This window comes from Streptomyces sp. NPDC048590 (assembly GCF_043199535.1).
In the GTDB taxonomy this organism is placed as follows: domain Bacteria; phylum Actinomycetota; class Actinomycetes; order Streptomycetales; family Streptomycetaceae; genus Streptomyces.
The window spans coordinates 443,888-465,562 of record NZ_JBICWC010000004.1 but is presented as its reverse complement, the minus strand read 5'-3'; the positions used below and the strand labels follow the sequence as shown (position 1 = coordinate 465,562).

27 protein-coding genes and 1 pseudogene are annotated in these 21,675 nt (G+C 72.2%); 17 read left to right on the top strand and 11 right to left on the bottom strand.

Annotation, left to right across the window (positions count from 1 at the left end; all coding sequences use genetic code 11):
• Nucleotides 1-50: 50 nt before the first annotated feature.
• Nucleotides 51-626: a DUF7010 family protein gene (locus ACGFNN_RS14410; protein ID WP_393555747.1), complete on the bottom strand. Its 576-nt coding sequence runs from the start codon at nt 624-626 to the stop codon at nt 51-53.
• Nucleotides 627-838: 212 nt separating this feature from the next.
• Between ACGFNN_RS14410 and ACGFNN_RS14405 the strand changes: the two genes are divergently transcribed.
• Nucleotides 839-1,345 (top strand): hypothetical protein, encoded by a 507-nt coding sequence (locus tag ACGFNN_RS14405; RefSeq protein ID WP_393555745.1) that lies wholly within the window; start codon nt 839-841, stop codon nt 1,343-1,345.
• Nucleotides 1,346-1,370: 25 nt separating this feature from the next.
• Here ACGFNN_RS14405 and ACGFNN_RS14400 read toward each other — a convergent pair whose 3' ends face one another.
• Complete coding sequence (locus ACGFNN_RS14400) at nt 1,371-1,757, bottom strand: VOC family protein (protein ID WP_362673619.1); 387 nt, start codon at nt 1,755-1,757, stop codon at nt 1,371-1,373.
• Complete coding sequence (locus tag ACGFNN_RS14395; protein ID WP_393555743.1) at nt 1,754-2,047, bottom strand: ArsR/SmtB family transcription factor; 294 nt, start codon at nt 2,045-2,047, stop codon at nt 1,754-1,756. Before ACGFNN_RS14395 ends, ACGFNN_RS14400 begins: the two co-directional genes overlap by 4 nt.
• A gap of 156 nt (nt 2,048-2,203) precedes the next feature.
• On the opposite strand from ACGFNN_RS14395, the gene ACGFNN_RS14390 reads away from it, so the two are divergent.
• From ACGFNN_RS14390 to ACGFNN_RS14375, 4 genes are all read left to right on the top strand, one after another.
• Nucleotides 2,204-2,584, top strand: a complete 381-nt coding sequence (locus ACGFNN_RS14390) for a PadR family transcriptional regulator (RefSeq protein ID WP_393555741.1) — start codon at nt 2,204-2,206, stop codon at nt 2,582-2,584.
• A gap of 2 nt (nt 2,585-2,586) precedes the next feature.
• Nucleotides 2,587-3,192 carry a DUF1700 domain-containing protein gene (locus ACGFNN_RS14385; protein ID WP_393555739.1) on the top strand — a complete coding sequence of 202 codons (606 nt, stop codon included), beginning with the start codon at nt 2,587-2,589 and terminating at the stop codon, nt 3,190-3,192.
• Nucleotides 3,193-3,411: 219 nt separating this feature from the next.
• Nucleotides 3,412-4,200, top strand: a complete 789-nt coding sequence (locus ACGFNN_RS14380; protein ID WP_393555737.1) for an ABC transporter ATP-binding protein — start codon at nt 3,412-3,414, stop codon at nt 4,198-4,200.
• Nucleotides 4,201-4,205: 5 nt separating this feature from the next.
• Nucleotides 4,206-5,537: an FtsX-like permease family protein gene (locus ACGFNN_RS14375; protein ID WP_393555735.1), complete on the top strand. Its 1,332-nt coding sequence runs from the start codon at nt 4,206-4,208 to the stop codon at nt 5,535-5,537.
• Nucleotides 5,538-5,704: 167 nt separating this feature from the next.
• On the opposite strand, the gene ACGFNN_RS14370 is transcribed toward ACGFNN_RS14375, so the two are convergent.
• Entirely contained in the window at nt 5,705-6,316 is a 612-nt protein-coding gene (locus tag ACGFNN_RS14370; protein ID WP_393555734.1) for a TetR/AcrR family transcriptional regulator, read from the bottom strand.
• 112 nt (nt 6,317-6,428) lie between these two features.
• On the opposite strand from ACGFNN_RS14370, the gene ACGFNN_RS14365 reads away from it, so the two are divergent.
• From ACGFNN_RS14365 to ACGFNN_RS14355, 3 genes are all read left to right on the top strand, one after another.
• Complete coding sequence (locus tag ACGFNN_RS14365; protein WP_393555732.1) at nt 6,429-7,457, top strand: aldo/keto reductase; 1,029 nt, start codon at nt 6,429-6,431, stop codon at nt 7,455-7,457.
• A gap of 46 nt (nt 7,458-7,503) precedes the next feature.
• Complete coding sequence (locus ACGFNN_RS14360) at nt 7,504-8,388, top strand: DUF4429 domain-containing protein (protein ID WP_393555730.1); 885 nt, start codon at nt 7,504-7,506, stop codon at nt 8,386-8,388.
• Nucleotides 8,389-8,629: 241 nt separating this feature from the next.
• Complete coding sequence (locus ACGFNN_RS14355; protein WP_393556238.1) at nt 8,630-9,250, top strand: TetR/AcrR family transcriptional regulator; 621 nt, start codon at nt 8,630-8,632, stop codon at nt 9,248-9,250.
• A gap of 93 nt (nt 9,251-9,343) precedes the next feature.
• Here the strand turns inward: ACGFNN_RS14355 and ACGFNN_RS14350 are convergent, their stop codons facing one another.
• The 4 genes from ACGFNN_RS14350 to ACGFNN_RS14335 all read right to left on the bottom strand — a co-directional run bounded on the left by ACGFNN_RS14350 (nt 9,344) and on the right by ACGFNN_RS14335 (nt 11,734).
• Nucleotides 9,344-9,622, bottom strand: a complete 279-nt coding sequence (locus ACGFNN_RS14350) for a type II toxin-antitoxin system RelE/ParE family toxin (RefSeq protein ID WP_393555728.1) — start codon at nt 9,620-9,622, stop codon at nt 9,344-9,346.
• A gap of 3 nt (nt 9,623-9,625) precedes the next feature.
• Nucleotides 9,626-9,904 (bottom strand): type II toxin-antitoxin system Phd/YefM family antitoxin, encoded by a 279-nt coding sequence (locus ACGFNN_RS14345; protein ID WP_362541196.1) that lies wholly within the window; start codon nt 9,902-9,904, stop codon nt 9,626-9,628.
• 71 nt (nt 9,905-9,975) lie between these two features.
• A complete protein-coding gene (locus ACGFNN_RS14340) occupies nt 9,976-10,839 on the bottom strand; it encodes an endonuclease/exonuclease/phosphatase family protein (RefSeq protein ID WP_393556236.1) in 864 nt (287 codons plus the stop codon).
• A gap of 196 nt (nt 10,840-11,035) precedes the next feature.
• Complete coding sequence (locus ACGFNN_RS14335; protein ID WP_393556234.1) at nt 11,036-11,734, bottom strand: GDSL-type esterase/lipase family protein; 699 nt, start codon at nt 11,732-11,734, stop codon at nt 11,036-11,038.
• A 58-nt stretch (nt 11,735-11,792) separates the two neighbouring features.
• Between ACGFNN_RS14335 and ACGFNN_RS14330 the strand changes: the two genes are divergently transcribed.
• The 6 genes from ACGFNN_RS14330 to ACGFNN_RS14305 all read left to right on the top strand — a co-directional run bounded on the left by ACGFNN_RS14330 (nt 11,793) and on the right by ACGFNN_RS14305 (nt 17,019).
• Complete coding sequence (locus ACGFNN_RS14330) at nt 11,793-12,800, top strand: WD40 repeat domain-containing protein (protein WP_393555726.1); 1,008 nt, start codon at nt 11,793-11,795, stop codon at nt 12,798-12,800.
• A 119-nt stretch (nt 12,801-12,919) separates the two neighbouring features.
• Nucleotides 12,920-13,375, top strand: coding sequence for a GNAT family N-acetyltransferase (locus tag ACGFNN_RS14325; RefSeq protein WP_393555725.1), 456 nt, complete (start codon nt 12,920-12,922; stop codon nt 13,373-13,375).
• Nucleotides 13,376-13,686: 311 nt separating this feature from the next.
• Nucleotides 13,687-14,211: a hypothetical protein gene (locus ACGFNN_RS14320; RefSeq protein ID WP_393555723.1), complete on the top strand. Its 525-nt coding sequence runs from the start codon at nt 13,687-13,689 to the stop codon at nt 14,209-14,211.
• An 85-nt stretch (nt 14,212-14,296) separates the two neighbouring features.
• Nucleotides 14,297-15,142, top strand: coding sequence for a DUF4097 domain-containing protein (locus ACGFNN_RS14315; protein ID WP_393555721.1), 846 nt, complete (start codon nt 14,297-14,299; stop codon nt 15,140-15,142).
• An 84-nt stretch (nt 15,143-15,226) separates the two neighbouring features.
• Nucleotides 15,227-16,231, top strand: coding sequence for an ATP-binding cassette domain-containing protein (locus tag ACGFNN_RS14310; protein WP_393555719.1), 1,005 nt, complete (start codon nt 15,227-15,229; stop codon nt 16,229-16,231).
• Nucleotides 16,228-17,019 carry an ABC transporter permease gene (locus ACGFNN_RS14305; protein ID WP_393555717.1) on the top strand — a complete coding sequence of 264 codons (792 nt, stop codon included), beginning with the start codon at nt 16,228-16,230 and terminating at the stop codon, nt 17,017-17,019. Before ACGFNN_RS14310 ends, ACGFNN_RS14305 begins: the two co-directional genes overlap by 4 nt.
• A gap of 30 nt (nt 17,020-17,049) precedes the next feature.
• Here the strand turns inward: ACGFNN_RS14305 and ACGFNN_RS14300 are convergent, their stop codons facing one another.
• Entirely contained in the window at nt 17,050-17,463 is a 414-nt protein-coding gene (locus tag ACGFNN_RS14300) for a LysR substrate-binding domain-containing protein (RefSeq protein ID WP_393555715.1), read from the bottom strand.
• On the opposite strand from ACGFNN_RS14300, the pseudogene ACGFNN_RS14295 reads away from it, so the two are divergent.
• Nucleotides 17,386-17,979, top strand: a pseudogene (locus ACGFNN_RS14295) (SDR family NAD(P)-dependent oxidoreductase); the annotation flags it as partial. The gene ACGFNN_RS14300 and the pseudogene ACGFNN_RS14295 overlap by 78 nt on opposite strands.
• Before the next feature lie 81 nt (nt 17,980-18,060).
• Here the strand turns inward: ACGFNN_RS14295 and ACGFNN_RS14290 are convergent.
• Nucleotides 18,061-18,462 (bottom strand): PPOX class F420-dependent oxidoreductase, encoded by a 402-nt coding sequence (locus tag ACGFNN_RS14290; RefSeq protein WP_393555713.1) that lies wholly within the window; start codon nt 18,460-18,462, stop codon nt 18,061-18,063.
• Between the two features lie 102 nt (nt 18,463-18,564).
• Here ACGFNN_RS14290 and ACGFNN_RS14285 point away from each other — a divergent pair, with 102 nt between their 5' ends.
• Both ACGFNN_RS14285 and ACGFNN_RS14280 read left to right on the top strand, forming a co-directional pair.
• A complete protein-coding gene (locus ACGFNN_RS14285; RefSeq protein ID WP_393555711.1) occupies nt 18,565-19,134 on the top strand; it encodes a GNAT family N-acetyltransferase in 570 nt (189 codons plus the stop codon).
• A gap of 71 nt (nt 19,135-19,205) precedes the next feature.
• Complete coding sequence (locus ACGFNN_RS14280; RefSeq protein WP_393555709.1) at nt 19,206-20,942, top strand: GAF domain-containing SpoIIE family protein phosphatase; 1,737 nt, start codon at nt 19,206-19,208, stop codon at nt 20,940-20,942.
• Nucleotides 20,943-20,957: 15 nt separating this feature from the next.
• On the opposite strand, the gene ACGFNN_RS14275 is transcribed toward ACGFNN_RS14280, so the two are convergent.
• The gene (locus tag ACGFNN_RS14275; RefSeq protein WP_393555707.1) at nt 20,958-21,569 is read right to left on the bottom strand and encodes a Uma2 family endonuclease; all 612 of its coding nucleotides are present in this window, start codon (nt 21,567-21,569) and stop codon (nt 20,958-20,960) included.
• Between the last annotated feature and the right edge of the window lie 106 nt (nt 21,570-21,675).

Sequence of the window (21,675 nt, the reverse complement as noted above, 5' to 3'; positions counted from 1 at the left end):
CTGTCGCGCCCAGCCTACCCAGGGACCGCGCGGGGCCGGCAGGTGCGCCGTCAGCCCTTGACCGCCAGGTGGCAGGCGGAGGCCCAGAGGGTGACGGCGGAGGTCAGGCCCACCACGGCGCGTACGCCCTCGTCGGACACCCCGGCCGCGAGCAGTACCAGGCCCACCGCGGCGACGGCGGACAGCAGGGCCGCGGTCCACCTGTACTGCCACTGGTCGTAGAGGCGCGCCAGGGGGAAGAAGTGCAGGCCCACCACGAGGGCGATGGCCGGCGGGATGAAGCCGGGACGGCCGGAGGCGTTCGAGGCGGCGATGACCGCGAAGACCGCCACCAGCTCCACGGCGTTCACGATGCCGACGGAACGCGCCCAGCCGCGCGGGAGGTCGACCATACGGGGCGAGGGTGCGGTGCCCTTGCGGTAGGCGAGGACGATCGCCGTGACGGTGACGACCGCGGCGGCGGCCTGGACCGCCAGGGCGGCACCGCCCGACGCGAGCCCCGAGGCTCCGGCGAAGGCCCACACGAGGGCGAACACCGACAGCACGACGGTGCCCCGGCGGCGGAGGGTCCGGGTGAGCGCGGCGCACTCGGCGTCGGGGACCGGGGATGTCGTCGGCTGGATCATGGGGCGACGCTACAGCGGCCGCCGGAAGCATCCGGCGGTTTTCCGGAGCTCCGCGCATCCCTCCACTTGCGGAGGTTCACCGTCCGGCTCGTCCGCCTCCCACCTGCTGATTCATCGTCCGGCGCACCCTCCGGCCGCCGCGGGCCCCGGGCGGCCGTGAAAGGCTGGGTGCGCAGACCGAGCGGTTACCGATACGACGTGGAGGCGACGGAGTGAACGCCACCCCGCAGGTGCTGGCCGTGCTGGACGAGCTGCTCGCCTCCGCCGCACCCGGCGAACGCGGCGCCCTGTGGCGTCTGGCCGAGCAAGGACGGGAACTGGACGCCAACGTCGTCCGCCTGCCCCCGGGCGGCCGGGTCGGGGAGCACCAGGAGGACCTGCTGGACGTGCTCCTCGTCGTCCTCGCCGGTGGCGGCAGCATGCGTACGGGCTCCGGCGGCCCCCTGGACCTCGCCGCGACGACCGTCGTCTGGCTGCCCCGCACCTCGCGGCGCGCGCTGGAGGCGGGGCCGCACGGGCTGACCTACCTCACGGTGCACCGGCGCCGCCCAGGACTCGCGATCGGGTCCGCGCCGGCAGCGGCCGTACGCGCTCCCGCGGACGAGGGCGGCGAGGCGCCCTGCATGCTCGACCTGGTGTGCCAGGAGTGCGGACGGCTGTCGGCCGACCGCGCGCCGGCGTTCTGCAGCGCGTGCGGGGAGCCGTTCCCGGCACGGTAGGGGCCCGTGAGCTGCCGGACGCCGTCTACGCCCCGTGCAGGATCTGGATCAGGTTGCCGCAGGTGTCGTCCAGGACGGCGGTGGTGACGGGGCCCATCTCCAGCGGCTCCTGGGTGAAGCGCACGCCGAGCTCCCGAAGCCTGTCGAACTCCGCCCGCACGTCGTCCACGGAGAAGGCGGCCAGCGGGATGCCGTCCTTCGCCAGCCCGTCCCGATAGGCCGCTACCACCGGGTGGCGGGAGGGTTCCAGGAGCAGCTCGGTGCCGTCCGGGGCCTCCGGCGAGACGACGGTCAGCCAGCGGTCCTCGCCCAGGGGTACGTCGTGCTTCTTCACGAAGCCGAGCACCTCCGTGTAGAAGCGCAGGGCCCGCTCCTGGTCGTCGACGAAGACGCTGGTCCGGCTGATCTTCATGGGGTGCCCTTCGGCTTGTCGGGCCTGAGCCACCGGTTCGCGATGCGCTCGAGGGGTCCGGTGCGGATGTCGTGGAACTTGTACCTGCCCTCGCGTCGCGCGCGGACCAGGCCCGCCGACTCGAGGACCGCCAGGTGCTGGCTGACCGCCTGACGGGAGAGGGTCAGGCCGTGCTTGCTCACCAGCCGGGCGCATATCTCGAACAGCGTCTGCCCATCGCGCTCCGCGAGCTCGTCGAGGATGCGCCGACGTGTGGGGTCGGCCAGGGCCTTGAAGACATCCTCCGTCATGAAGACCACCATAGGCAAGCAGCGGCTTGCCTGTCGAGCTCGCCGGGTCGGACGCTCCGGCCGGTGCCGCCCAGGGGTTCCGGCCTTTTCCGGGGAGCGCGAAGGGCGATGACAGGTACCTTGCGTCGCCATGTAGTAATGGGTACTGTGCATTGCATGGAACAGGGGGGTGCCGACAAGCTCGGTAAGGCGGAGAGCCAGTTGCGCAAGGGCGTGCTGGAGTACTGCGTTCTGGCCCTGATGCGGGACGAACCCCGCTACGGCGTCGAGCTCGTGCAGGCCCTGGAGGCGAGCGGCACCCTCGCCGCCAGCCAGGGCACCGTCTACCCGCTGCTGTCCCGGCTCCGGCGCGCCGACCTCGTCGCCACCACCTGGCAGGAGTCACCCTCCGGGCCGCCCCGCCGCTACTACCGGCTGACCGCGGCCGGGCGGGCCGCCCTCGACGAGTTCACGCAGATCTGGCCCGCCTTCCGCAACGCGGTCGACGGCTTCCTCGCTCCGCCGGAGCCGTCCCCGATCGAACCCCCACAGGAATGACCATGAACCTCAGCACCTCCCCCTCCGTCCAGCACTTCCTCGCCGCAGTCGAGCGCGAGGCATCGGCGCTCCCGGCCGACCGGCGCCAGGAACTGCTCGCGGACCTCTCCGAGCACATCGACGTCGCCCTGTCCGAGCGCCCGGAGCAGGAGGAGGCGATCCTGGCCGAACTCGGCGACCCCCGCACGATCGCGGCCTCGGCCCTGGAGCCCGGCCACGGATCCGGTGCTCCCCGGACGCCCCGGGCCGGCAGCCCGGGCGCCGTCACCGCGCTGCGCGTCCTGCTCTGGATCCTGCTCGTCGTGGCGGTCCTGGCGGGGATCGGCATAGCGAGCGGGCACTACCCGGGTCCGACGTGGCTCCAGGTCCTCGCCCTGCTGCCCGCGCTGGGCGGCGCGGTCCACGTCTTCTTCCTCCGCCCGGGGCGCCCAGTCCTGCGGATCACCCTGACGGTCGCCCTCGGCGCCTACCTCGTAGGCAAGATGGTCTCCGTGGCGCGGGGTGACGCCGAGGCCGGCAACGTCGTCGCCGCACTCTTCACGGTGGCCATGCTGGTGCTCCTTCACCTCCGCAGCTCCCGGGCGTGGTTCGCCGCGACCGCGGCCTGAGCGGACCGGCTTCCTCCGCCGCAGGCCCCGGCAGGCTCGCGCAGCCCCCCCAGCGCATGGACGTCCACGGTCCCGCACGCGGGTGGCCCCCCCGTGCGGGGGTGCACCCAGCCACCCCCCGCCATCGGGTGTGTGCGCCCCGTGTGCCCGACGGCGCGTGTCCGTAGCGTCGTCGGCGGGGCGCGGGGTGCGCCCCGGACGGGCAAGAAGGGGGAGACCATGTTCGTTCGGGAACGGCGGCCCACCGGCCGCGACTCCGAGGCCCTGCGGCTGGACTCGGTGACCAAGGTGTACGGGACGGGGGACGGCGCGGTCACCGCGCTCGACGAGGTGACGCTGAGTCTGCCGGCGGGCAGCTTCACCGCGGTGATGGGCCCCTCGGGCTCGGGTAAGTCCACCCTGCTCCGGTGCGCGGCCGGCCTGGACCGCCCCGACCGCGGCCGGATCCTCGTCGACGGTGAGGAGATGAGCGGTGGCGGCGAAGCGGCGCTGACGAGATTCCGGCGTGAGCGGATCGGCTTCGTCTTCCAGCAGTACAACCTGCTGCCCACCCTCACCGTCGAGGAGAACGTGGCCCTGCCGTCGCGTCTCGCGGGCCGGAGGGCCGAAACGGAGCGTGTGCGCGAGATGCTGACGCGGGTGGGTCTGGGTGAACGCCTCGGCCGCTTCCCGGACGAGCTCTCCGGCGGGCAGTGCCAGCGCGTCGCGATCGCCCGCGCCCTGGTCACCCGCCCCCACGTGGTCTTCGCGGACGAACCGACGGGGGCGCTGGACACGCGCAGCGCGCGCGAGGTGCTGGCCCTGCTCAGGGAGACCGCCCGCGACCACGGCGCCACCGTCGTGCTCGTCACGCACGACCCGGTCGCGGCCGCGTACGCCGGATCGGTGCTCTTCCTCGCGGACGGGCGGCTGGCGGGACACCTTGCCGTGCCCACCGCTGAGGCCGTCGCGGAACGCATGACGCACCTCGGTGACGGCGTGGCCGAGCGACGCGGGGCGGAGGTGTGAGCCCGATGCTGTTCCTGGCCGTGCGCTCGGTCCGGAAGCGTCCGGGGCGCTTCCTCGCCACCCTGCTCTCGTCGTTCCTGGGTTCCGTGATCATCATGACCTTCGGCTCCCTCCACGACACGGCAGCGGCTCCCGGTACGGACCCGGTCAGCGCGGAGTCCATGACCGTCACAGCGAGTGTCGTCGGGGGATACGGCTCCCTGCTGGTCTTCTTCGCCATCGCCTCCACCCTCACCGTCGCCGTGCGCCAACGCGCGGGCGAGATCGAGCTGTTGCGCCGTACCGGGGCGACGCCCGCCCAGATCGGGCGCATGGTCGTGGGGGAGTCCGCGGTGGTCGCGCTCTCCGGCACGGTCCTGGCCGTCGGCCCCGCCGTGCTCGGCGGCCGGCTCCTGCTGGGGATGTTCAAGGACAGCGGGCAGGTCGCCGAACACATCGATCCGGTCTTCGGTCCGGCGGCGCTCGGTTCCGGCTTCGGCATCGCGACCCTCGCCGCGGTCGGTGCCGCCTTCCTCGCCGTGCGACGCGCCGCCCGTTCCGTCGCGGGGGCCCGCCGCCGGGCGGCCGGGCGCCGGTTCCGCGTCCTGGCGGGATGCGCGGCGCTGGCCGCCGGGACCGCGGGCGTGCTGACGACGTTCGCCGTCGACAGCACCGAGGAGATGCTGATGGCCTTCCCTGCCTACGGGGCCGTGCTGCTCTCCGTCGGATTCGCCTCGCTCTCGCCGTACTTGCTCGGCCGGGTCCCCGCCGCACTGCCCGGCGGCCGAGGCGTTGCGGGGTATCTGGGCGCCCTCCACCTGCGCCGGAGGGGCGCGGAGGCGGCCGGGGTGCTCATGCCGATGATCATCTTCATCGGTACGGCGACGGCGACCCTCTACATCCAGGGCGTGGAGAGCGCCCAGGTCGTCGCGACCGGCCTGGAGAAGACCGTCGAGGACAAGAATCTGGAGACCCTCAACCTGGTCGTCGTCGGGATCATCGTCGTCTTCTCCTGCCTCATGCTCGTCAACAGTTTGTACGCCGCGACCTCCTACCGTGCGGGGGAGTTCGGCCGGCTGCGTCTGGCCGGCGCCACACCCGGTCAGGTTCTGGGCGTCGTCGGGCAGGAGGCGGGGATCATCACCCTCACCGGTCTCGTCCTGGGCAGCGTCGCGGGAGTCGCGGGCATCATCCCCTTCACCATGGTCCGCACCGACCACGTCCTTCCCGGTCAGGGGCCGGGCGTCTGGTTCGCCGTCATGGCCGTCGCCGTGGTGGCCACCGTCGGGACCGGTCTGCTGACCGCTCGCAGGGCGCTGCGCGTCCCGGCCGTCGGCGCGGTCGCCGGGTCGGTGTGAGGTGAGGGGCGGGAGGCGGCGCGGGGACGGGCTCAGACCGGACACGGCGCGCCGCCGCCCCGGACCCGACCGCGCGGCAGGGGCTTCGGCGGCCCTCAGCCACGCGCCCCGGCATCCGCCACGGGGCCGTCGCGAGGTGCCGTATCAGGGCGTCGCGGCGACGGAGGTCAGCGCGCCCCGTAGCGGAGCCCGTCGACGAGCAGGCCGATCATGCGACGGGTGTGGCCGTCCTCGTCCTCGTCGGCGGACAGGGTCAGGTTCCGGGTGGCGGTCAGCAGATCGTCGGGGCTGACGTCGCCCCGGATCTCGCCCGCCTTCACCGCGTCGTCCACGAGGGCGGTGAGCACGGGCGTCAGGTGCTGGTCGAAGTAGCACGGCAGGCTGTCGTACGACGGGTCCCCCGAGTGCAGGGCCGCGCTGAGCCCGCGCTTGGTGGCGAGGAAGAGCGCGAAGCGCTGCAGCCATTCGCCGAGCGCGTCGGCGGGTGCGTGCCGCTCGGAGAGGTCCGGCGCGGCGTCGGCGCAGGCGTCGACCTCGTGACGGAAGACCGCCGCGATCAGGTCCGAGCGCTGCGGGAAGTGGCGGTAGAGGGTGCCCGCGCCGACGCCCGCCTTCGCGGTGATCTGCCGCACCGGCGCGTCCACGCCCGAGGTGCGGAACACCTCCGCGGCCGCCGTGAGCAGGGCGTCGGTGTTGCGGCGTACGTCGGCGCGCACGCGCTTGGCCGGCTGTTCCGCTGCGGCGCCGCCCTCGTCGGCCTGAGCGGTGTCCTCGCGCACGATGCGTCCCCTTGCTAAGCGGAACAGTGTTCCGTATTGTCGTTGCTGAACGTTGTTCCGTTTAGCAGCTTAGCGCTCGCGGCAGGGCTGAGCCATGGCCAGGAGGAGCTTCATGAAGTACCGCACGCTCGGCAGGACCGGCATCAAGGTCAGCCCGTACTGTCTCGGCGCCATGATGTTCGGCGCCGTGGGCAACCCCGATCACGAAGACTCCGTCCGGATCATCCACAAGGCGCTCGACGCCGGCATCAACTTCGTGGACACCGCCGACGCCTACTCGCAGGGGGAGTCCGAGGAGATCGTCGGCAAGGCGCTGAAGGGGCGCAGGGACCATGTGGTGCTGGCCACCAAGGCCCACCTCCCGATGGGGGACGACCCCAACCAGCGTGGTAACTCGCGGCGTTGGATCGTACGTGCCCTGGAGGACTCCCTGCGCCGCCTGGGCACCGACCACGTCGACCTGTTCCAGATGCACCGGCCCGACCCCGACACCGACGTCGAGGAGACGCTCTCCGCGCTCACCGACCTCGTCCGGGCCGGGAAGGTCCGTGCCATCGGATCGTCCACGTTCCCCGCCTCCGCCATCGTCGAGGCCCAGTGGGTCTCGGAGCGGCGGGGGCTGGAGCGCTTCCGGGCCGAGCAGCCGCCGTACTCGATCCTCAACCGCGGCATCGAGCGCGAGGTGCTGCCCCTCTGTGAGCGCTACGGCATGGGCGCCCTGGTCTGGAGCCCGCTCGCCGGGGGCCTCCTCACCGGCCGCTACCGCAAGGGGCGGACGGCCGACACCCACCGGTCGGCGTTCGGCTTCAAGCACATGAGCGACGAGCGCAGGCTCGACGCCGTCGAGCAGCTCGTCATCGTGGCCGAGGAGGCAGGGATGCCGCTGACCCACATGGCCACCGCCTTCGCGATCGCCCACCCGGGGGTCACATCGGCGATCATCGGCCCGCGCACGATGGATCACCTGGACGACCTCCTCGCCGGAGCCGAGACCGTCCTGGACGACGCGGTCCTGGACCGGATCGACGCGGTGGTGGCCCCCGGTACGGACGTCGGGGCACTCGACATGGCCTACGCCCCGCCCGCCATCGAGCACGCCCGGCTCCGGAGGCGCCTGCCCGAGGACCGCCCGGCCGCCTGAACCCGCGCCCTCCTGCGCCGGGCAGGCGCCTGGCATTATGCGCCCTATGGCCGACATCATCACGCGCGACGGGACGTGGAGCTTCGACGGCGACACGGTGCGGATCGTCCCCGGCGGCAAGGCGCACCCGGTACGCCAGGACCTGGGGGAGATCGCCGTCCCGCTGGAGGCCGTGGCCGGCGTCGCCTTCGAGCCGGACCGCAAGGGCGGCCGCCTGCGCCTGCGGCTCCGGGCCGGGGCGTGCCCGGTGCTGCGTGCCGCGGACGGCCGGCTCAAGGACGCCGCCGATCCGTACCAGCTCGTCGTGGACAAGGGGCGTACGGGTGTCGCCGAGTACCTCGTCGACGAGATACGCAACGCCCTGCTGATCGAGCAGGTGCCCGCCGGGCCCGTGGACCGCTTCCTGCTGCCGGGGCCGGCGGTGCCGGTGTCGGGAGGCGGCGGCGACGGTACGGCGTCATTCGACGGGGAGACGGTCCGTCTCACCTGGAACTGGAAGGCCGAGGAGTCGAAGGAGGCGGCGGGCGCCGTCACGATCCCGCTGTCGGAGGTGACGGGGGTCCGCTGGATCCCCTGCATCGGGCTGGAGAACGGCTCGCTGCGCTTCGACCGGGGAGGAGTGGTGTCGACCGCGCCCGCGAAGTTCGACCCGTACTCCGTGGACCTGTGGGGGCTCTCCAAGCGGGAGTACACGGCTGTCCTGGTCGCCGCCGCCGTACTCGTACGGATCCCGCCGGCGGCCGCCCCCGCCGCCCTCGCCGGGGAGGCGGAGCCCGTACCCGCGATCGAGCCGGCCCCCGCGGAGCCGGCCGCCGACGACCACGACGTGCTGCTGCGCCGCCTCCGCGAGCTGGGTGAACTCCACGCGGCCGGAATCCTGACCGACGAGGAGTTCGCCACCGCCAAGGGCGCGGTCCTGAAACGGCTCTGACGCTTCCGCGGTTCCGGCCCTCCCGGTGCACATCCGTGCGAGCGCTCACCGGTCCTGACGGACTGTGACGCCTGATCGGCGCGGTGGGAGGTGCGGGGAGGGGCGCGACGGGACAATGGCGCACGCGCCATCCAGAGGCGCCCGAGCCTCTCCGGCACGTCACGCTCCGCGCGACAGCGGCCGTGCGCACCGGACATGGGCAGACCGAGGAGGACCCGTGGTGGATGTCCAGGTGGATCCGATGACCGGCGTGGTCGACGGTGCGCGTGCGCGGGCCCGTACGCAGCTCCTCGACGCGGGCCTCGAGCTGTTCGGCGTCTACGGCTACGCGCAGACGTCCGAGCACGCCCTGTGCGACATGGCGGGGGTGCCGGAGGAGGTGCTCTGGGAGGAGTTCGGCTCCCGGGAGGGGGTGCTGATGGAGCTCCACAACCGGATCACCACCAGCGGACTCCGCGCCGCGGAGGCGGCACTGCTCTCCGAGGGGATGGACGACTGCCCGATGGCGCAGCGCTTCCGCCGGCTCTTCGACGCCTATGTGTGGGCGGTGACCCGGGACCTCCGTGAGGCGCGGGTGACCTTCGTGGAGGTGCTCGGTGTGAGCCCGGCGGTGGACGCGCACTGCAAGCGGTGGCGGGACCTGTGGGCCGACTTCCTGACCGGCGAGGCCGAACGCGCGGCCGTGCGGGGCGAGGCGGAGGAGCGGGACCACCGGGTGGTGGTGATGGTGATGGTGGGTACGGTCCACGAGCTCATGGCCCACCACGCGCGCCGTCCGCGCCGGGCGAAGCCGGACGAGGTCTCCGAGGAACTGACCCGGCTCGGACTGGAGATGCTGGGCGCCGGTCCGGCGCAGAGCTGAGAGGCCGTCACCGGGGCTGCCGCGCCCCCTCAGAGGCGAATCCGGGCCGCCACCGGCAGGTGGGGCCGGGGCGGCCCCGGGTGTACTCGGTGTTCACATGCGGTCGTAGACATCGCGTCGGTGTCCTGCGGCCAGGACCCACAGGATCAGCCGGCCGTCCTCGAGCGAGTAGACGGCCCGGTAGTCACCCACGCGCAGCCTCCAGCGTCCGGGGTGTCCTTGGAGCGCCCTGACGTCGAATGCGCCGATGTTCCCGGCGTCCAGCGCCTTCTGCAGCTCGCTGAGGCGCATGAGGATTCGGAGCGCGTCCTGGCGGGGGATCTTGAGCAGGTCGCGCTGCGCGTGCGGGGTGAATCGAGTGGCGTACCCCATGGGTCACGGTGCCGCGCGGAGCATGGCGGCCATCTCCTCGAGTGACACCGAGCCGTCGGTGCCCTCGGACTCGGCCTCGTCCGCCAGGCGGTTGAGCCAGTCGTCCTCGAGCTGATCGGCCGCGGCGCGCAGGCGCCGGTACTCGTCGATGTCGACGAGCACCGCCTCGCTCCGTCCGCGACGCGTGATGATCGTCGGCGTGTCGTCCCGGCGGGCACGGTCTATGGCGTCGGCGAGGTGTCGCCGTACCTCTGCCATCGATTCCACAACCGGTTCGCTCATGTGTGAAGTGTATCGGATGTACGCGAAGGCGCCATATGTATCAGGTGTACATGAGCGCCTGTTCCGCCCCCTCAGAGGCGTATCCGGGCCGCCACCGGCAGGTGGTCGCTGGTCGTGGCGGGCAGGGTCCTTACGTCGGTGACCTTGGCGGAACGGGTCAGGACCTGGTCGATCCTGGCGAGGGGGAAGGCCGCCGGCCAGCTGAAGGCGAAGGCGGAGGCCGGTTCGGCCATCAGCGAGGTGACCGGGGCCAGGCCGCGGTCACCGAGCGTGCTGTTGAGGTCGCCCACGAGGATCACCCGGTCCAGGGGCTCGGAGCTCAGAGCCCCCGCCAGGAGTGCGGCGCTCTCGTCCCGGAGCCCGGAGGCGAATCCGGCCGGGCCGATCCGGACGGACGGGAGATGCGCGACGTACACGGCGATCTCGCCCTCAGGTGTGCGGGCCGTCGCCCTCAGTCCCCTGTTCCATCCCTCCCCGACGCCTTCCGGCCGGATGTCCACCGGCCGTACGGCGCTGAGGGGGTGCTTCGACCAGAGGCCGACGGTCCCCACCGTCGCGTGATGGGGGTAGCCGGAGAGCGCGGCTTTGTAGGCGGGCAGGGCGGGGGCGGTCAGTTCCTCCAGCGCGACGAGGTCCGCTTCCGTTCGGGCCAGGGCCCGTGCGGTAGCGGCGGGTTCGGGGTTCACATCGCTGACGTTGTGCTGGACCACGAGGAATCCGCCGCTCTCCGGCCCGCCGCCCGTGAAGGCCGCCGTACCGAAGAGCCCCAGCCAGGCGACCGCCGGCAGCACGGCCGCCGTGGCGGCCAGGACCGAGCGGCGCAGCAGGGCCGCGACCAGGGCGGCGGGCACGGCGAGGCCGAGCCAGGGCAGGAAGGTCTCCAGGAGACTGCCCAGGTGGCCGGGGGAGTTGGGTACCGGACCGGGCAGCACCATGAGGACCGTCGCCGTCAAGCAGAGGACGGCGATCAGGTACCCGCGTCTCCGGCCCGGTTCACGCCCCGACTCATCGGGCAGGTTGTCCGGCTCCTCGGTCGCCCGCCCCTGCCCTGATCCAGCCGTCTCCGCACGATCTCGCATGTGAGGGGGACGCCGGGGCCGGCGGGACCGGTTCCGGGTCGCCTCGGCCGAGTCAGGCCGCGGCAAGGGCTCCCGCGTACGGGCCGCCCACGCCCCAGGCCTGGTGCATGGCATCGGCGAAGGCGCCCGCGAGCCTGTGTTCGCCGGACGGGCCGGGGTGGGTGCCGTCGTAGGTGTCCGTGTGGATGTCGTAGCCCGTTGGGCGCGAGGCCAGCAGGACCGGCGAGGCGGGGGTGTCCAGGTCGGCCACCGCCTTCGCGAGGAGCGTGTTGAAACGGTCGCACTCGGCGGCGAACGGGGCGTCCGACTCGGCGCGGACGTTCGGTATGACGGGCAGCAGCACGAACCGGACGTGGGGGTTGGCGGTCCGGGCCTGGGCGATGAACTGCTTTACGTTCGCGGCGGTCTGCTCGCTGTCGGTGTAGAAACCGAGGTCTATCAGGCCGAGCGAGACCAGCAGGACGTCCGCGCGGGCCTCCTCGACCGCGCCCGCGATGACGGGCGCCATGTGGAGCCAGCCCTCGCCCCAGCCCGCCAGGTGCCGGCGCGCCTGCGCGGGGAAGCCAGGGTCGCCGTAGGCGTGGGAGCGCGGGGCGCCGGCCTCGGTGTCGTACAGCTCGTCGCGCGGGCCCGTGATCGCGTAGCCGCCGGCGCCCAGGGTCGCCTCCAGGTGCTGCCACATGCGGTAGCGCCAGGTGAAGTCGCCGGAGCATCCGATGGTCATGGAGTCACCGACGAAGAGAAAACGCATGGCGACATCATGGCCGATCACCGCTCCGGCCTGCGACGTGACAGTGGACACTTGTGGGATGAGATCGCTGCTGACCGCCGCCGCTGCCGCTGCCCTGCTCCTGTTGACGGCGACGGTGGGGACGGCACCCGCGCTCGCGGACGACGGGGACCGGGCGGACCGCACCTTCACCATCGAGGACCCCCGGATCACCGAGTCCAGCGGGCTCGCCGCGAGCCGGATCCACCCGGGCGTCTACTGGACGCACAACGACAGCGAGGACGGACCGTACGTCTACGCCGTCGACTCCCGGACCGGGAAGACGGTGGCGACGATCACCATGAAGGGCGTGGGCGAGCCCCGGGACGTCGAGGCGATCTCGCTCGGACCGGACGGCGATCTCTACGTCGGCGACATCGGCGACAACCTCGACGGTTCCTGGGACCACGTCTGGATCTACCGCTTCCCCGAGCCGAAGCGCCTCGCGGACACCACGGTCCGGGCGACCCAGTTCGACGTCACCTACGCGGACGGAGCCCGCAACGCCGAGGCGCTGATGGTCCATCCGAAGACGGGACGGGTCTACATCGCCTCGAAGAACGAGGACGGCGGCGGGCTCTACGAGGGCCCGGAGAAGCTGACCACCGGGGGCGACAACGTCTTCCGGCGGGTGGGCGACGTGCCGTGGGTGACCGACGGGGCGTTCTCGCCGGACGGCAAGGAGGTGGTCTTCCGCTCGTACTTCAGCGCACGGGCCTACGCCTTCGAGAACGGCAGGCTGGGCGACGACCGCGCGGTGGGTGTGCCGCTCCAGGGGCAGTCCGAGTCGGTGACGTACACGGCGGACGGCTCCGCGATGATGTTCGGCTCCGAGGGGAAGCGGAGCGACGTCGTACGGGTCGAGGTGGAGGGCGGCGGGAGGGACCGCACGTCGCCGTCCCCGAACGGCGGGGGCGGCGGAACGTCACCGGGCGAGGGCGGGGAGGGCGGTGGAATCCCGCAGAAGGGTCCGGCGGCCGGAGGTGTCCTGGTCATCGTCGCGATCATGGTGGCCCTGCTCGCGGCCAGGCGGCGCCGGCGCCGTTGAGCCCTGGCCCGGTGAATGCCTTGAGGCGGGCCGCTGTTCGGCCTCGGGGAGCCGGGCCGGGCGCCGGACGTCACCGTGAATCCGGGCGGGCCTTCGGGGGGTCCTGACAGCATGGCGCCATGAGTGCTGGGGGACCGGTCGGGGTGGCGGTACGCGTCGCGGGTGAGGGCGAGGCGGACGCGCTGGGCGACCTCGACCCGGTGGCCGCGGAGCCTGGAAGCGGACGCCGGGAGAGCATCCGGCGGTGGTGTGGCGAGGGCTCGGTCCTCGTCGCGGAGGACGCGTCCGGCCCGCTCGGGTACTGCGTGGTGGAGTACACCTTCTTCGAGCAGGGATTCGTCCCGATGGTGATGGTGGCAGCCGACGCGCGGGGCCGGGGCGTCGGCCGCCTGTTGCTGGACGCCGCCGCGGGAGCGTGCACGACGCCGAAGCTCTTCACCTCCACCAACCTCTCCAACCAGCCGATGCACCGACTGCTGATCCGTGCCGGCTGGAGCCCCGCCGGTCTCGTGCACGGCCTCGACGAGGGCGACCCCGAGGTGTTCTACCTCCACGGGCCCCTGGCCGGGGGCTGACGGCCCGGGGCACCGGGCTCCCGGCTCCCGCTCCGGCTCCCGGTGGTTCGGCGGCGACCGTGTGCGGGCTGCGGCGGCGTCGTCCCGGGGGCCTGGTGCCCAGTGGCGCCGTGTGGCACCGCATGGCGCCGTTCGGCGCCACGTGGTGCCACCTGATGCCACAAGGGGCCGCGCCGGGCGGGTGCATGACCGCCCGGCTCGACCTGTCTTCCGTGTATTCGTGCAGCTCAGATGGCCTTGGTGCCACTCCCGCACCAAGTGGCGCCGTGCAGCGCTTGCATGTGGCGCCATTGTGGTGCCATGATGGCGTCATGGACCTCACGCCGTATGTCGACACCCTCCGCCGTGAACTCGCGGTGGCCGCCGAGGCCGGTGGCAAGGAAGCCCGCGATCTGGCGGAGCGGCTCACCGCGCCGCTCGAGTCGGCGACCCGCCTGACGATGCTCAACGTACTCTCCGCCGCGATGGACGAGATCACTCGTGAGCTGGCCCCCGGCTCGGTCGACGTGCGACTGCGCGGGCTCGATCCCGACTTCGTCGTGACGAAGCCGGAGGGTGGCGAGGGGCGCGAGAACTCGCCGGCGGAGCTGCCGGCGGCTCCGGTCGCTGTACCCGCGGACGTCGAGGACGGCGCGACGGCCCGCGTCAACCTCCGGCTGCCGGCTCACCTCAAGGCCCGTGCCGAAGAGGCCGCGAGCAGGGAGGGCCTGTCGGTCAACGCCTGGCTGGTGCGGGCCGTTTCGGCCGCGGTCGACGGAGGCGGCCAGCCTCGGGCGACCGGGAACCCCCACACCTCCCACACCGTCGGTCAGAGCTTCACGGGCTGGGTGCGCTGAGCCCGCAGCCCTCGCCCCGCACCACCTCAACCACTCCACGTCCCGTCAGCGGGACGCCGCGAAGACCCAAGAGGACGGGACAGCCATGCCTTCTTTCGACACCCCTTCGACGATCTCGGCCATCACGCAGGTGGACGCCGGGTCCATCCGCTTCGTCGCCGGCGACAGGCCGGAGACCCAGGTCGACGTGAACCCGCGTGACCCCGGCAAGGACCAGGACGTCAAGGCCGCCGAGCAGACCGAAGTCCGTTACTCGGGCGGTGTCCTGACCATCAGGACGCCCAAGCAGCGCTTTCACCTCGGGCGCACCGGAACCGTCGACGTCACGGTCGGACTGCCCACGGGATCACAGGTGGAGGTCGCCGGCGCCTGGACCCAGGTGTACGGGGAGGGCCGGCTCGGTGAGGTGCGGGTGAAGACCTCCTCGGGTGACGTCCGGCTGGAGACCACCGGGCCCCTGCATCTGACCGCGTCCCACGGCAGCGTCACGGTGGACCACATCGAGGGCGCGGCCGAGATCACCACCAGTTCGGGGAGCGTGCGGGTCGGCAGCGTCACCGGCCAGGCGGTCCTGAAGAACTCGCACGGCACCACGACCGTCGGTCAGGCGCTGGGTGAACTGCGGGTGTCGGGCGCCAACGGCGACATCTTCATCGAGCGTGCCGAGGGCTCGGTGGCCGCCACCACCGCCCACGGCGCCCTGCGGGTGGCCGACATCGCCCGCGGTGCCGTCCAGCTGGAGACCTCCTACGGCGCCATCGAGATCGGCATCCGCGAGGGCACGGCCGCCTGGCTCGACGCCAGTTCCGGCTCCGGCCAGGTGCACAACCTGCTCACCGCGTCCGACGCCCCCGGGGACTCCGAGGACACCGTCGAGGTGAAGGCGCGTACCAAGTACGGCAACATCGACATCCGCCGCGCCAAGGCCTGAGGGCACTGCTCGGCCCTCACGTCCCCGGGCCCTCGCCCGCGCGGCTTCGAATCCATCCACCTCAGTCCTTACATGGAGGACTCCATGGCTTCATCTGTCATGTCCACGTCTCGAATGGGCCGTCCGCCGGTGTCCGCCGTCTCGGCCGTCGGTCTGCGGAAGGCCTACGGCGACAAGACCGTCCTGGACGGTGTCGACCTGAACATCCCCGCGGGCTCGGTCTTCGCGCTGCTCGGACCCAACGGCGCGGGGAAGACCACCGCGGTGAAGATCCTCTCCACGCTGATCCGGGCCGACGGCGGTCAGGCACAGGTCGCGGGCCACGACATCACCACCGACGCCCAGGGGGTGCGTGGAGCGATCGGCGTGACCGGCCAGTTCTCGGCGGTGGACGGACTGATCACCGGCGAGGAGAACATGCTGCTGATGGCCGATCTGCACCGCTTGCCGCGGGCGGAGGGGCGGCGCGTGGCGGCGGAGCTGCTGGAGCGGTTCGACCTGGTGGAAGCCGCGCGGAAGCCGGCGGCGAGCTACTCGGGCGGGATGAAGCGGCGGCTGGACATCGCGATGACTCTGGTGGGCGGTCCGCGGGTGATCTTCCTGGACGAGCCGACCACGGGCCTGGACCCGCGGTCGCGGCACAGCATGTGGGGGGTGATCCGGGAACTGGTCGCGGACGGGGTGACGGTGTTCCTGACCACGCAGTACCTGGATGAGGCCGACGAACTCGCGGACCGTATCGCGGTGCTGAACGGCGGGAAGCTCGTCGCGGAGGGCACCGCGGAGGAGCTGAAGCGACTCGTCCCGGGGGGCCATGTGCGGCTCCGCTTCGCCGATCCCGAGGCCTTCCGGTCGGCCGTGGCCGCGCTGGGCGAGGGCGTGGTGCGGGACGAGGAGGCGCTCGCGGTGCAGGTGCCCAGCGACGGAAGCCAGCGTGCGCTGCGTTCGGTGCTGGACCGGCTGGACGCCGCCGCGATCGAGGCCGACGAACTGACCGTGCACACCCCCGATCTCGACGACGTGTTCTTCGCGCTGACCGGCGCCACCGTCCCCGTCCAGAACGACCAGTCGAAGGAGACCGTCCGATGAGTGCCCTCTCCCTTGCCGTGCGCGACTCGTCCACGATGCTGCGCCGGAACCTGCTGCACGCCCGCCGATACCCGTCACTGACGCTGAACCTGCTGCTGACGCCGGTGATGCTGCTTCTGCTCTTCGTCTACGTCTTCGGGGGCGTGATGAGCGCCGGCATCGGCGGCGGTGGCGCGGACCGTTCGGACTACGTCGCCTACGTCGTCCCCGGGATCCTGCTGATGACGATCGGGAGCACCGTGGTCGGTGCGGCGGTGTCGGTGTCGATGGACATGTCGGAGGGGATCATCGCCCGGTTCCGGACGATGGCGATCCACCGGGGTTCGGTCCTGATCGGCCATGTGGCCGGCAGCGTGCTGCAGTCGGTGGCCAGTGTGGTCCTGGTCGCCTTGGTGGGTGTGCTGATCGGGTTCCGGTCGGTGGACGCCACACTGCTGGAGTGGCTGGCGGCATTCGGGCTGGTGGCGCTGTTCGCCCTCGCGCTGACCTGGGTGGCGGTCGGTATGGGGATGGTCAGCCCGAACGTGGAGGCGGCGAGCAACAACGCGCTCCCGCTGATCCTGTTGCCCCTGATCTCCAGCGCGTTCACACCGATCGAGGCGATGCCGGGCTGGTTCCAGCCGGTGGCCGAGTACCAGCCGTTCACCCCGGTCATCGAGACGCTGCGAGGGCTGCTGCTGGGTACGGAGATCGGTCACAACGGCTGGCTCGCGGTGGCCTGGTCCCTCGCGCTGATCGTGCTCGGCTACCGGTGGGCGACCGCTTCCTACGGGCGCGAACCGAAGTGACGTGACCCGTACGAGAGAACCCCGCGGCCCTCACCTAGGGCTGCGGGGTTCCGCGCTCTCGGCCAGCTCCCGGGCCCCGGCCAGGTACGCGCGCACCAGAGGGCGCTCGTCGTCGCGCCGTGCCGCGACGGCGAGTTCCGACGGGCTCACGCCCCTGACCGGCAGGCAGACGACGTTGTCGCGTGCGATCAGCGGTGCGTTCCCCGCCGCGAGCAGCACCACGCCCTCGCCGTTGGCCACCGCCTCGTGCGTCTCCTCGGCGCTGGCGACCACTCCGCCGATCCGGGGTGCCCGGCCGCCCCGGGCGTCCAGGGCGAGCCAGTAGTCCCGCATCGGCCCGGCTTCCGGCGGCAGTGACAGGAATTCAACAACGCCGGGCGCACACAGGTCGGAGCGTTCGAGGAGACCACCGACCAGGAGCTGCGAGACCTCTTCGACCTGCATGTCTTCGGCCCCGCCCGACTGACCCGGGCCGTCCTTCCCAGCATGCGGGAGCGGCGCGGCGGGGCGGTCGTGATGATGAGCAGCATGGGTGGTCAGCTGTCGTTCCAGGGATTCTCGGCCTACAGCGCCACCAAGGCGGCGCTGGAACAGCTCTCCGAGGGGCTGGTGGACGAGGTGCGGCCCTTCGGCGTAAAGGTGCTGGTCGTGGAACCCGGAGCGTTCAGGACCAACCTCTTCGGCAAGGGCGCGGCCTACCTCAGCGACGAGATGCCGGACTACGCGGAGACCGCCGGTGTCACCCGGCGGATGGTGGAGGGCGGGGGCGACGACGCGCCCGGCGACCCGGCGAAGGCGGCGGCGGCGATCCGCCTCGCCCTGGACGCGGAGGAGACCCCGCTGCGGTTGCCCCTGGGCGCGGACGCGGTGGACGCACTCGTCGGCCACCTGGACTCGGTCCGGACGGAGCTGGCCGCTTGGGAGAAGGTCTCACGGGGCACGGACTTCGACGCCGTCTGACATCCACCCGGCCGGCGGGCCACCCGGCCCGGCGGCCGAAGCCCGCCTGCCGATCCGGGGCCCGCCCGGTCCGCGGTCCCCTCAGATCTCCTCGAGGACCGGCCGCAGTTCGAAGTGGAGCGTATGGTCGCGCTTCAGGCGGTGGGCGAGCGGGACGGCCACACCCTGGAGCGCCGGGTACTTCCTCGACATCGTTCGGGACGCGTGGGTGTTCTCCTTCGAGCCCTCCGGCAGGAGGCGCGCCCAGGCCTTCACCGGTGGTCCCGTGGGTGCTCCCCGGATGGTGCAGGGAGCGATCTCCACGACGGGGTGGTTGCGCATCCGGTCGACCTTCCAGGCGGAGGAGAAGGTACGGATGTAGGCGTGGTCCCCCTCGACCGCGATGCTGACGGGTGTGCGCGCCGCCGTCCCGTCCGGTCTCCGGCTGCTGAGCAGGACGGTGTACTGCTTCACGAAGGGCTCCAGCTCATGGATCGTCTCCATGTATCCATGGTGCAGCAGGATCGGGTGATACGGACCTTTCGTGTGTCGATTCGTACAGGTGCGGAAACGGCTCGCCCTTCGGGCCCGGCGTACGCTCCGTCCATGCAGGTCAACGTGGCCCCGGAGCCCTTCGCCACCGCGCGCCTCGACGCGCTGCCGCTCGACGTCGACCACGCCCGGGAGATGGCGGCGGTCCTCTTCGACCCCGCCCTGCACGAGTGGACCGGAGGTGCCCCGGAGGACGAGGACACCCTGCGTGCCCGGTACGAGCGTCAGAGCGCCGGATCGCCCGACCCCGCCGAACTCTGGTGGAACTGGGTGCTCCGGGTGCGGGCCGACGGGTGTCTCGCCGGGTACGTGCAGGCGACCGTGCGCGGTACGCGGGCCGAGGTCGCCTGGGTGGTCGGCACCCGGTGGCAGGGCAGGGGCTACGCCAAGGAGGCGGCGACGGGCCTGGTCGGCCATCTGTTGGGGACGGTCTCGCTGCGGAGCGTGATCGCCCAGATCCATCCCGGCCACGCCGCGTCGGCGGCCGTGGCCTCGGCTGCGGGGCTCCACCCGTCCGGCCTGTGGGTGGACGGCGAGGTGCGGTGGCGGCGCGACGCCGTCACCGGGACGGGGCCGGCGGCCCCGGGGCCCGCGGGCGCGACCTCTGATCCCCATATCCTCTGAAATGTCTTAATCTTTTCCTACGTGGCGTGTCGGCGTCGCGTCTCCCTGCCGGACGAGCGAGGAGGCCCCGGGTGGGCGAACTGGGCAGGTTGGAGGCCCTGCGGCTCGCGGGGCTCACAGCCGCGCCCGATCCCGGCATGGACCGCTTCGCCAGGCTGGTCTCCCGCTTCCTCCGCGTCCCGGTCTCCCTGGTCTCGCTCCTGGAGACCGAACGGCAGGTCTTCCCCGGAATGATCGGGCTCTCCGAGCCATGGGCAGGCCGGCGGCAGACCCCGCTCAGTCACTCCTTCTGCCAGCACGTCGTCGTCGACGGCAAGCCCCTGATCCTCGACGACACCCGCGCGTACCCGCGTACCTGCGCCAGCCTGGCCATCCCCGACCTCCGGGTCATCGCCTACGCGGGTATGCCGCTCGTCGATGCCGACGGGCACGTCCTCGGCTCCCTCTGCGCCATCGACCACGAGCCCCGGAAGTGGACCGAGGACGAGCTGCAGGACCTCAGCGACCTCACCGCCGCCTGTTCGGGGGAGCTGCGGATGCGCATCGCGACCGAGCAGCTCCGGCAGGACCGCGACCACGCCGAGCTGCTGCTGCGCGCCTCCGTCGAGCTGGGCCACTCGCGAGACCTGACCGACCTCACCCGACGGCTGCGGGGGCTGTTTCAGGGCCCGCACGACCCGAGCTTCGTCGGACTGATGCTCGCCGACGCCCACGGGCTGTGGCGTGTCATCGACCCCGACGACCTGAAGCCGGTGGAATCCGCCATCCACCGCCTGGACCTGGACGCCGGGTACCCCAGCACCCTGGCCATGCGGGAGCAGCGCACCGTCTTCGTCCCCGACCACGCCGCCCTCGTGGAGGGCTTCAGCGCCGAGGCCGTCGCCGGTTACGACGCACTGGGGCTGAAGTCGGTGCTCTGCGTACCGTTGGCCGGGCGGGGCGGTGTGCTGATGTGGTGCTGGGCGCAGCCTCGGGTCCTGACCGTGACGGAGGAGGCCGCTCTCACCGCCGTGGCGGGATACGTCAGCCAGGCCGTCGACCGCACCCTGTTCGTCGAGAACCGGCTCAGCACCGCGGAGCGGCTGCAGGCCGCGATGCTGACCGACCTGCCGGTCGTGCCCGGTCTCGACATGTCCGCGCTCTACCTGCCGGCCACCGACCAGGACATGGTGGGCGGGGACTGGTACGACGCCTATCTGCTGCCGAAGCTCCAGGGGGCAGCACGTCCCTCCCTGATGCTGTCCATCGGCGACGTCATCGGACACGACGTCCAGGCCGCGGCGGTCATGGGCCAGGTACGCAGCATGCTCAGGCAGGCGACGCTCGGACACCCGGCGCACTCGCCGTCGGCCGCGCTGACCGCGATCGACAACGCCTTCGACGCCCTGCCGCTCGGCCCCGGCGCCACCGCGGTGCACGCCCGCCTCGACCCCGACGGCGGCCGCTGGCGGTTGACCCGGTCCAACGCCGGCCACCCCCCGCCGCTGCTGCGGACACCGGACGGGCGGGTGACCGCCCTCGGGGAGCACGACCTCCTGCTGCTCGGCGCACCCAGTGCGCTCGGCCGGCACGAGCACACCCACGACCTGCCCCGGGGGAGCGTGCTCCTGCTCTACACCGACGGGCTGGTCGAACGCCGTGACGACGACATCGACGTGAGCATCCGGCAGACCGCGGCCACCCTGGCGGCGCACGGGGACGAGCCGCTGCCGCAACTGCTGGAGACGCTCTCCCACGGGCTGGCCGAGGCCCCGCAGCGTGACGACGTGGCGGTGCTCGTCGTCCGGGTCACCGAGGGAGGCGGATAGGGCGCGAGTCCCGCCTCAGCGCTTCGGGTGGCCCGCCTTGACCAGCTCGGCGACGTCGAGGACGACCTCCGCGCCGATCGAGGCGGGGAGCGGCGCCTCCTGCCCCGGGGCGTACACCTCGTGCCGGTCGTAGCCCGTGGTCAGCGGCTCGGTGAGGACGTGGACCCGGTCGTGCTTGCGGTCCACGATGACGTAGACCGGGATCTTGGCACCGGCGTACGCGGCGACCTTGTTCCGCAGGTCCGCCTGGTAGTTCCCCGAGGTGACCTCCAGGACCAGCCGGAAGCAGGCGGGGTCGTAGCAGTTGTTCCCGACCAGGTGCTCGTCGAGGTCGGCGTCCACGATCGCGAGGTCCGGGATCGCGTAGTCCTCGGGACCGCCGGGGAGCCACAGGCCGACCGCCTGGAGGACCTCCGTCTCACCGTCGTCGAGCCCGGCGGCGATGAAGGGGCGCATAAGTTTCGTCAGTGCACGCGCGTGCGGGCCGTCCGGGGTTGGGGCCACGGTGATGACGCCTCCGATGATCTCGACGCGATGCCCCGGAAGCTGCTCGGTGAGACGGTTCGCCGTCACCAGCATCGGTTCCGGCTCATCGTCGCAGGGGTGCTCGACTGCGGCTGCAGACATTGCGGGCCTCCTGGGATGGCTGGTGTCGAGAGCATCATCGTAGGACGGGTGGCCGGATCCCGGCGTGGAAGCCGTTCGTCACCCGGCGGGGTGAAGCAGAAACGGC

What these genes read in the sequence shown, in the direction of transcription:
- ACGFNN_RS14350 (WP_393555728.1), bottom strand. Translation starts at nt 9,622, where the DNA reads ATGGGGTACGCCACTCGATTCACCCCGCACGCGCAGCGCGACCTGCTC.
- ACGFNN_RS14400 (WP_362673619.1), bottom strand. Translation starts at nt 1,757, where the DNA reads ATGAAGATCAGCCGGACCAGCGTCTTCGTCGACGACCAGGAGCGGGCC.
- ACGFNN_RS14375 (WP_393555735.1), top strand. Translation starts at nt 4,206, where the DNA reads ATGCTGTTCCTGGCCGTGCGCTCGGTCCGGAAGCGTCCGGGGCGCTTC.
- ACGFNN_RS14410 (WP_393555747.1), bottom strand. Translation starts at nt 626, where the DNA reads ATGATCCAGCCGACGACATCCCCGGTCCCCGACGCCGAGTGCGCCGCG.
- ACGFNN_RS14290 (WP_393555713.1), bottom strand. Translation starts at nt 18,462, where the DNA reads ATGGAGACGATCCATGAGCTGGAGCCCTTCGTGAAGCAGTACACCGTC.
- ACGFNN_RS14360 (WP_393555730.1), top strand. Translation starts at nt 7,504, where the DNA reads ATGGCCGACATCATCACGCGCGACGGGACGTGGAGCTTCGACGGCGAC.
- ACGFNN_RS14385 (WP_393555739.1), top strand. Translation starts at nt 2,587, where the DNA reads ATGAACCTCAGCACCTCCCCCTCCGTCCAGCACTTCCTCGCCGCAGTC.
- ACGFNN_RS14340 (WP_393556236.1), bottom strand. Translation starts at nt 10,839, where the DNA reads ATGGTGCTGCCCGGTCCGGTACCCAACTCCCCCGGCCACCTGGGCAGT.
- ACGFNN_RS14320 (WP_393555723.1), top strand. Translation starts at nt 13,687, where the DNA reads ATGGACCTCACGCCGTATGTCGACACCCTCCGCCGTGAACTCGCGGTG.
- ACGFNN_RS14365 (WP_393555732.1), top strand. Translation starts at nt 6,429, where the DNA reads ATGAAGTACCGCACGCTCGGCAGGACCGGCATCAAGGTCAGCCCGTAC.
- ACGFNN_RS14285 (WP_393555711.1), top strand. Translation starts at nt 18,565, where the DNA reads ATGCAGGTCAACGTGGCCCCGGAGCCCTTCGCCACCGCGCGCCTCGAC.
- ACGFNN_RS14315 (WP_393555721.1), top strand. Translation starts at nt 14,297, where the DNA reads ATGCCTTCTTTCGACACCCCTTCGACGATCTCGGCCATCACGCAGGTG.
- ACGFNN_RS14345 (WP_362541196.1), bottom strand. Translation starts at nt 9,904, where the DNA reads ATGAGCGAACCGGTTGTGGAATCGATGGCAGAGGTACGGCGACACCTC.
- ACGFNN_RS14275 (WP_393555707.1), bottom strand. Translation starts at nt 21,569, where the DNA reads ATGTCTGCAGCCGCAGTCGAGCACCCCTGCGACGATGAGCCGGAACCG.
- ACGFNN_RS14380 (WP_393555737.1), top strand. Translation starts at nt 3,412, where the DNA reads ATGTTCGTTCGGGAACGGCGGCCCACCGGCCGCGACTCCGAGGCCCTG.
- ACGFNN_RS14335 (WP_393556234.1), bottom strand. Translation starts at nt 11,734, where the DNA reads ATGCGTTTTCTCTTCGTCGGTGACTCCATGACCATCGGATGCTCCGGC.
- ACGFNN_RS14390 (WP_393555741.1), top strand. Translation starts at nt 2,204, where the DNA reads ATGGAACAGGGGGGTGCCGACAAGCTCGGTAAGGCGGAGAGCCAGTTG.
- ACGFNN_RS14300 (WP_393555715.1), bottom strand. Translation starts at nt 17,463, where the DNA reads ATGCAGGTCGAAGAGGTCTCGCAGCTCCTGGTCGGTGGTCTCCTCGAA.
- ACGFNN_RS14395 (WP_393555743.1), bottom strand. Translation starts at nt 2,047, where the DNA reads ATGACGGAGGATGTCTTCAAGGCCCTGGCCGACCCCACACGTCGGCGC.
- ACGFNN_RS14330 (WP_393555726.1), top strand. Translation starts at nt 11,793, where the DNA reads ATGAGATCGCTGCTGACCGCCGCCGCTGCCGCTGCCCTGCTCCTGTTG.
- ACGFNN_RS14310 (WP_393555719.1), top strand. Translation starts at nt 15,227, where the DNA reads ATGGCTTCATCTGTCATGTCCACGTCTCGAATGGGCCGTCCGCCGGTG.
- ACGFNN_RS14305 (WP_393555717.1), top strand. Translation starts at nt 16,228, where the DNA reads ATGAGTGCCCTCTCCCTTGCCGTGCGCGACTCGTCCACGATGCTGCGC.
- ACGFNN_RS14355 (WP_393556238.1), top strand. Translation starts at nt 8,630, where the DNA reads ATGACCGGCGTGGTCGACGGTGCGCGTGCGCGGGCCCGTACGCAGCTC.
- ACGFNN_RS14325 (WP_393555725.1), top strand. Translation starts at nt 12,920, where the DNA reads ATGAGTGCTGGGGGACCGGTCGGGGTGGCGGTACGCGTCGCGGGTGAG.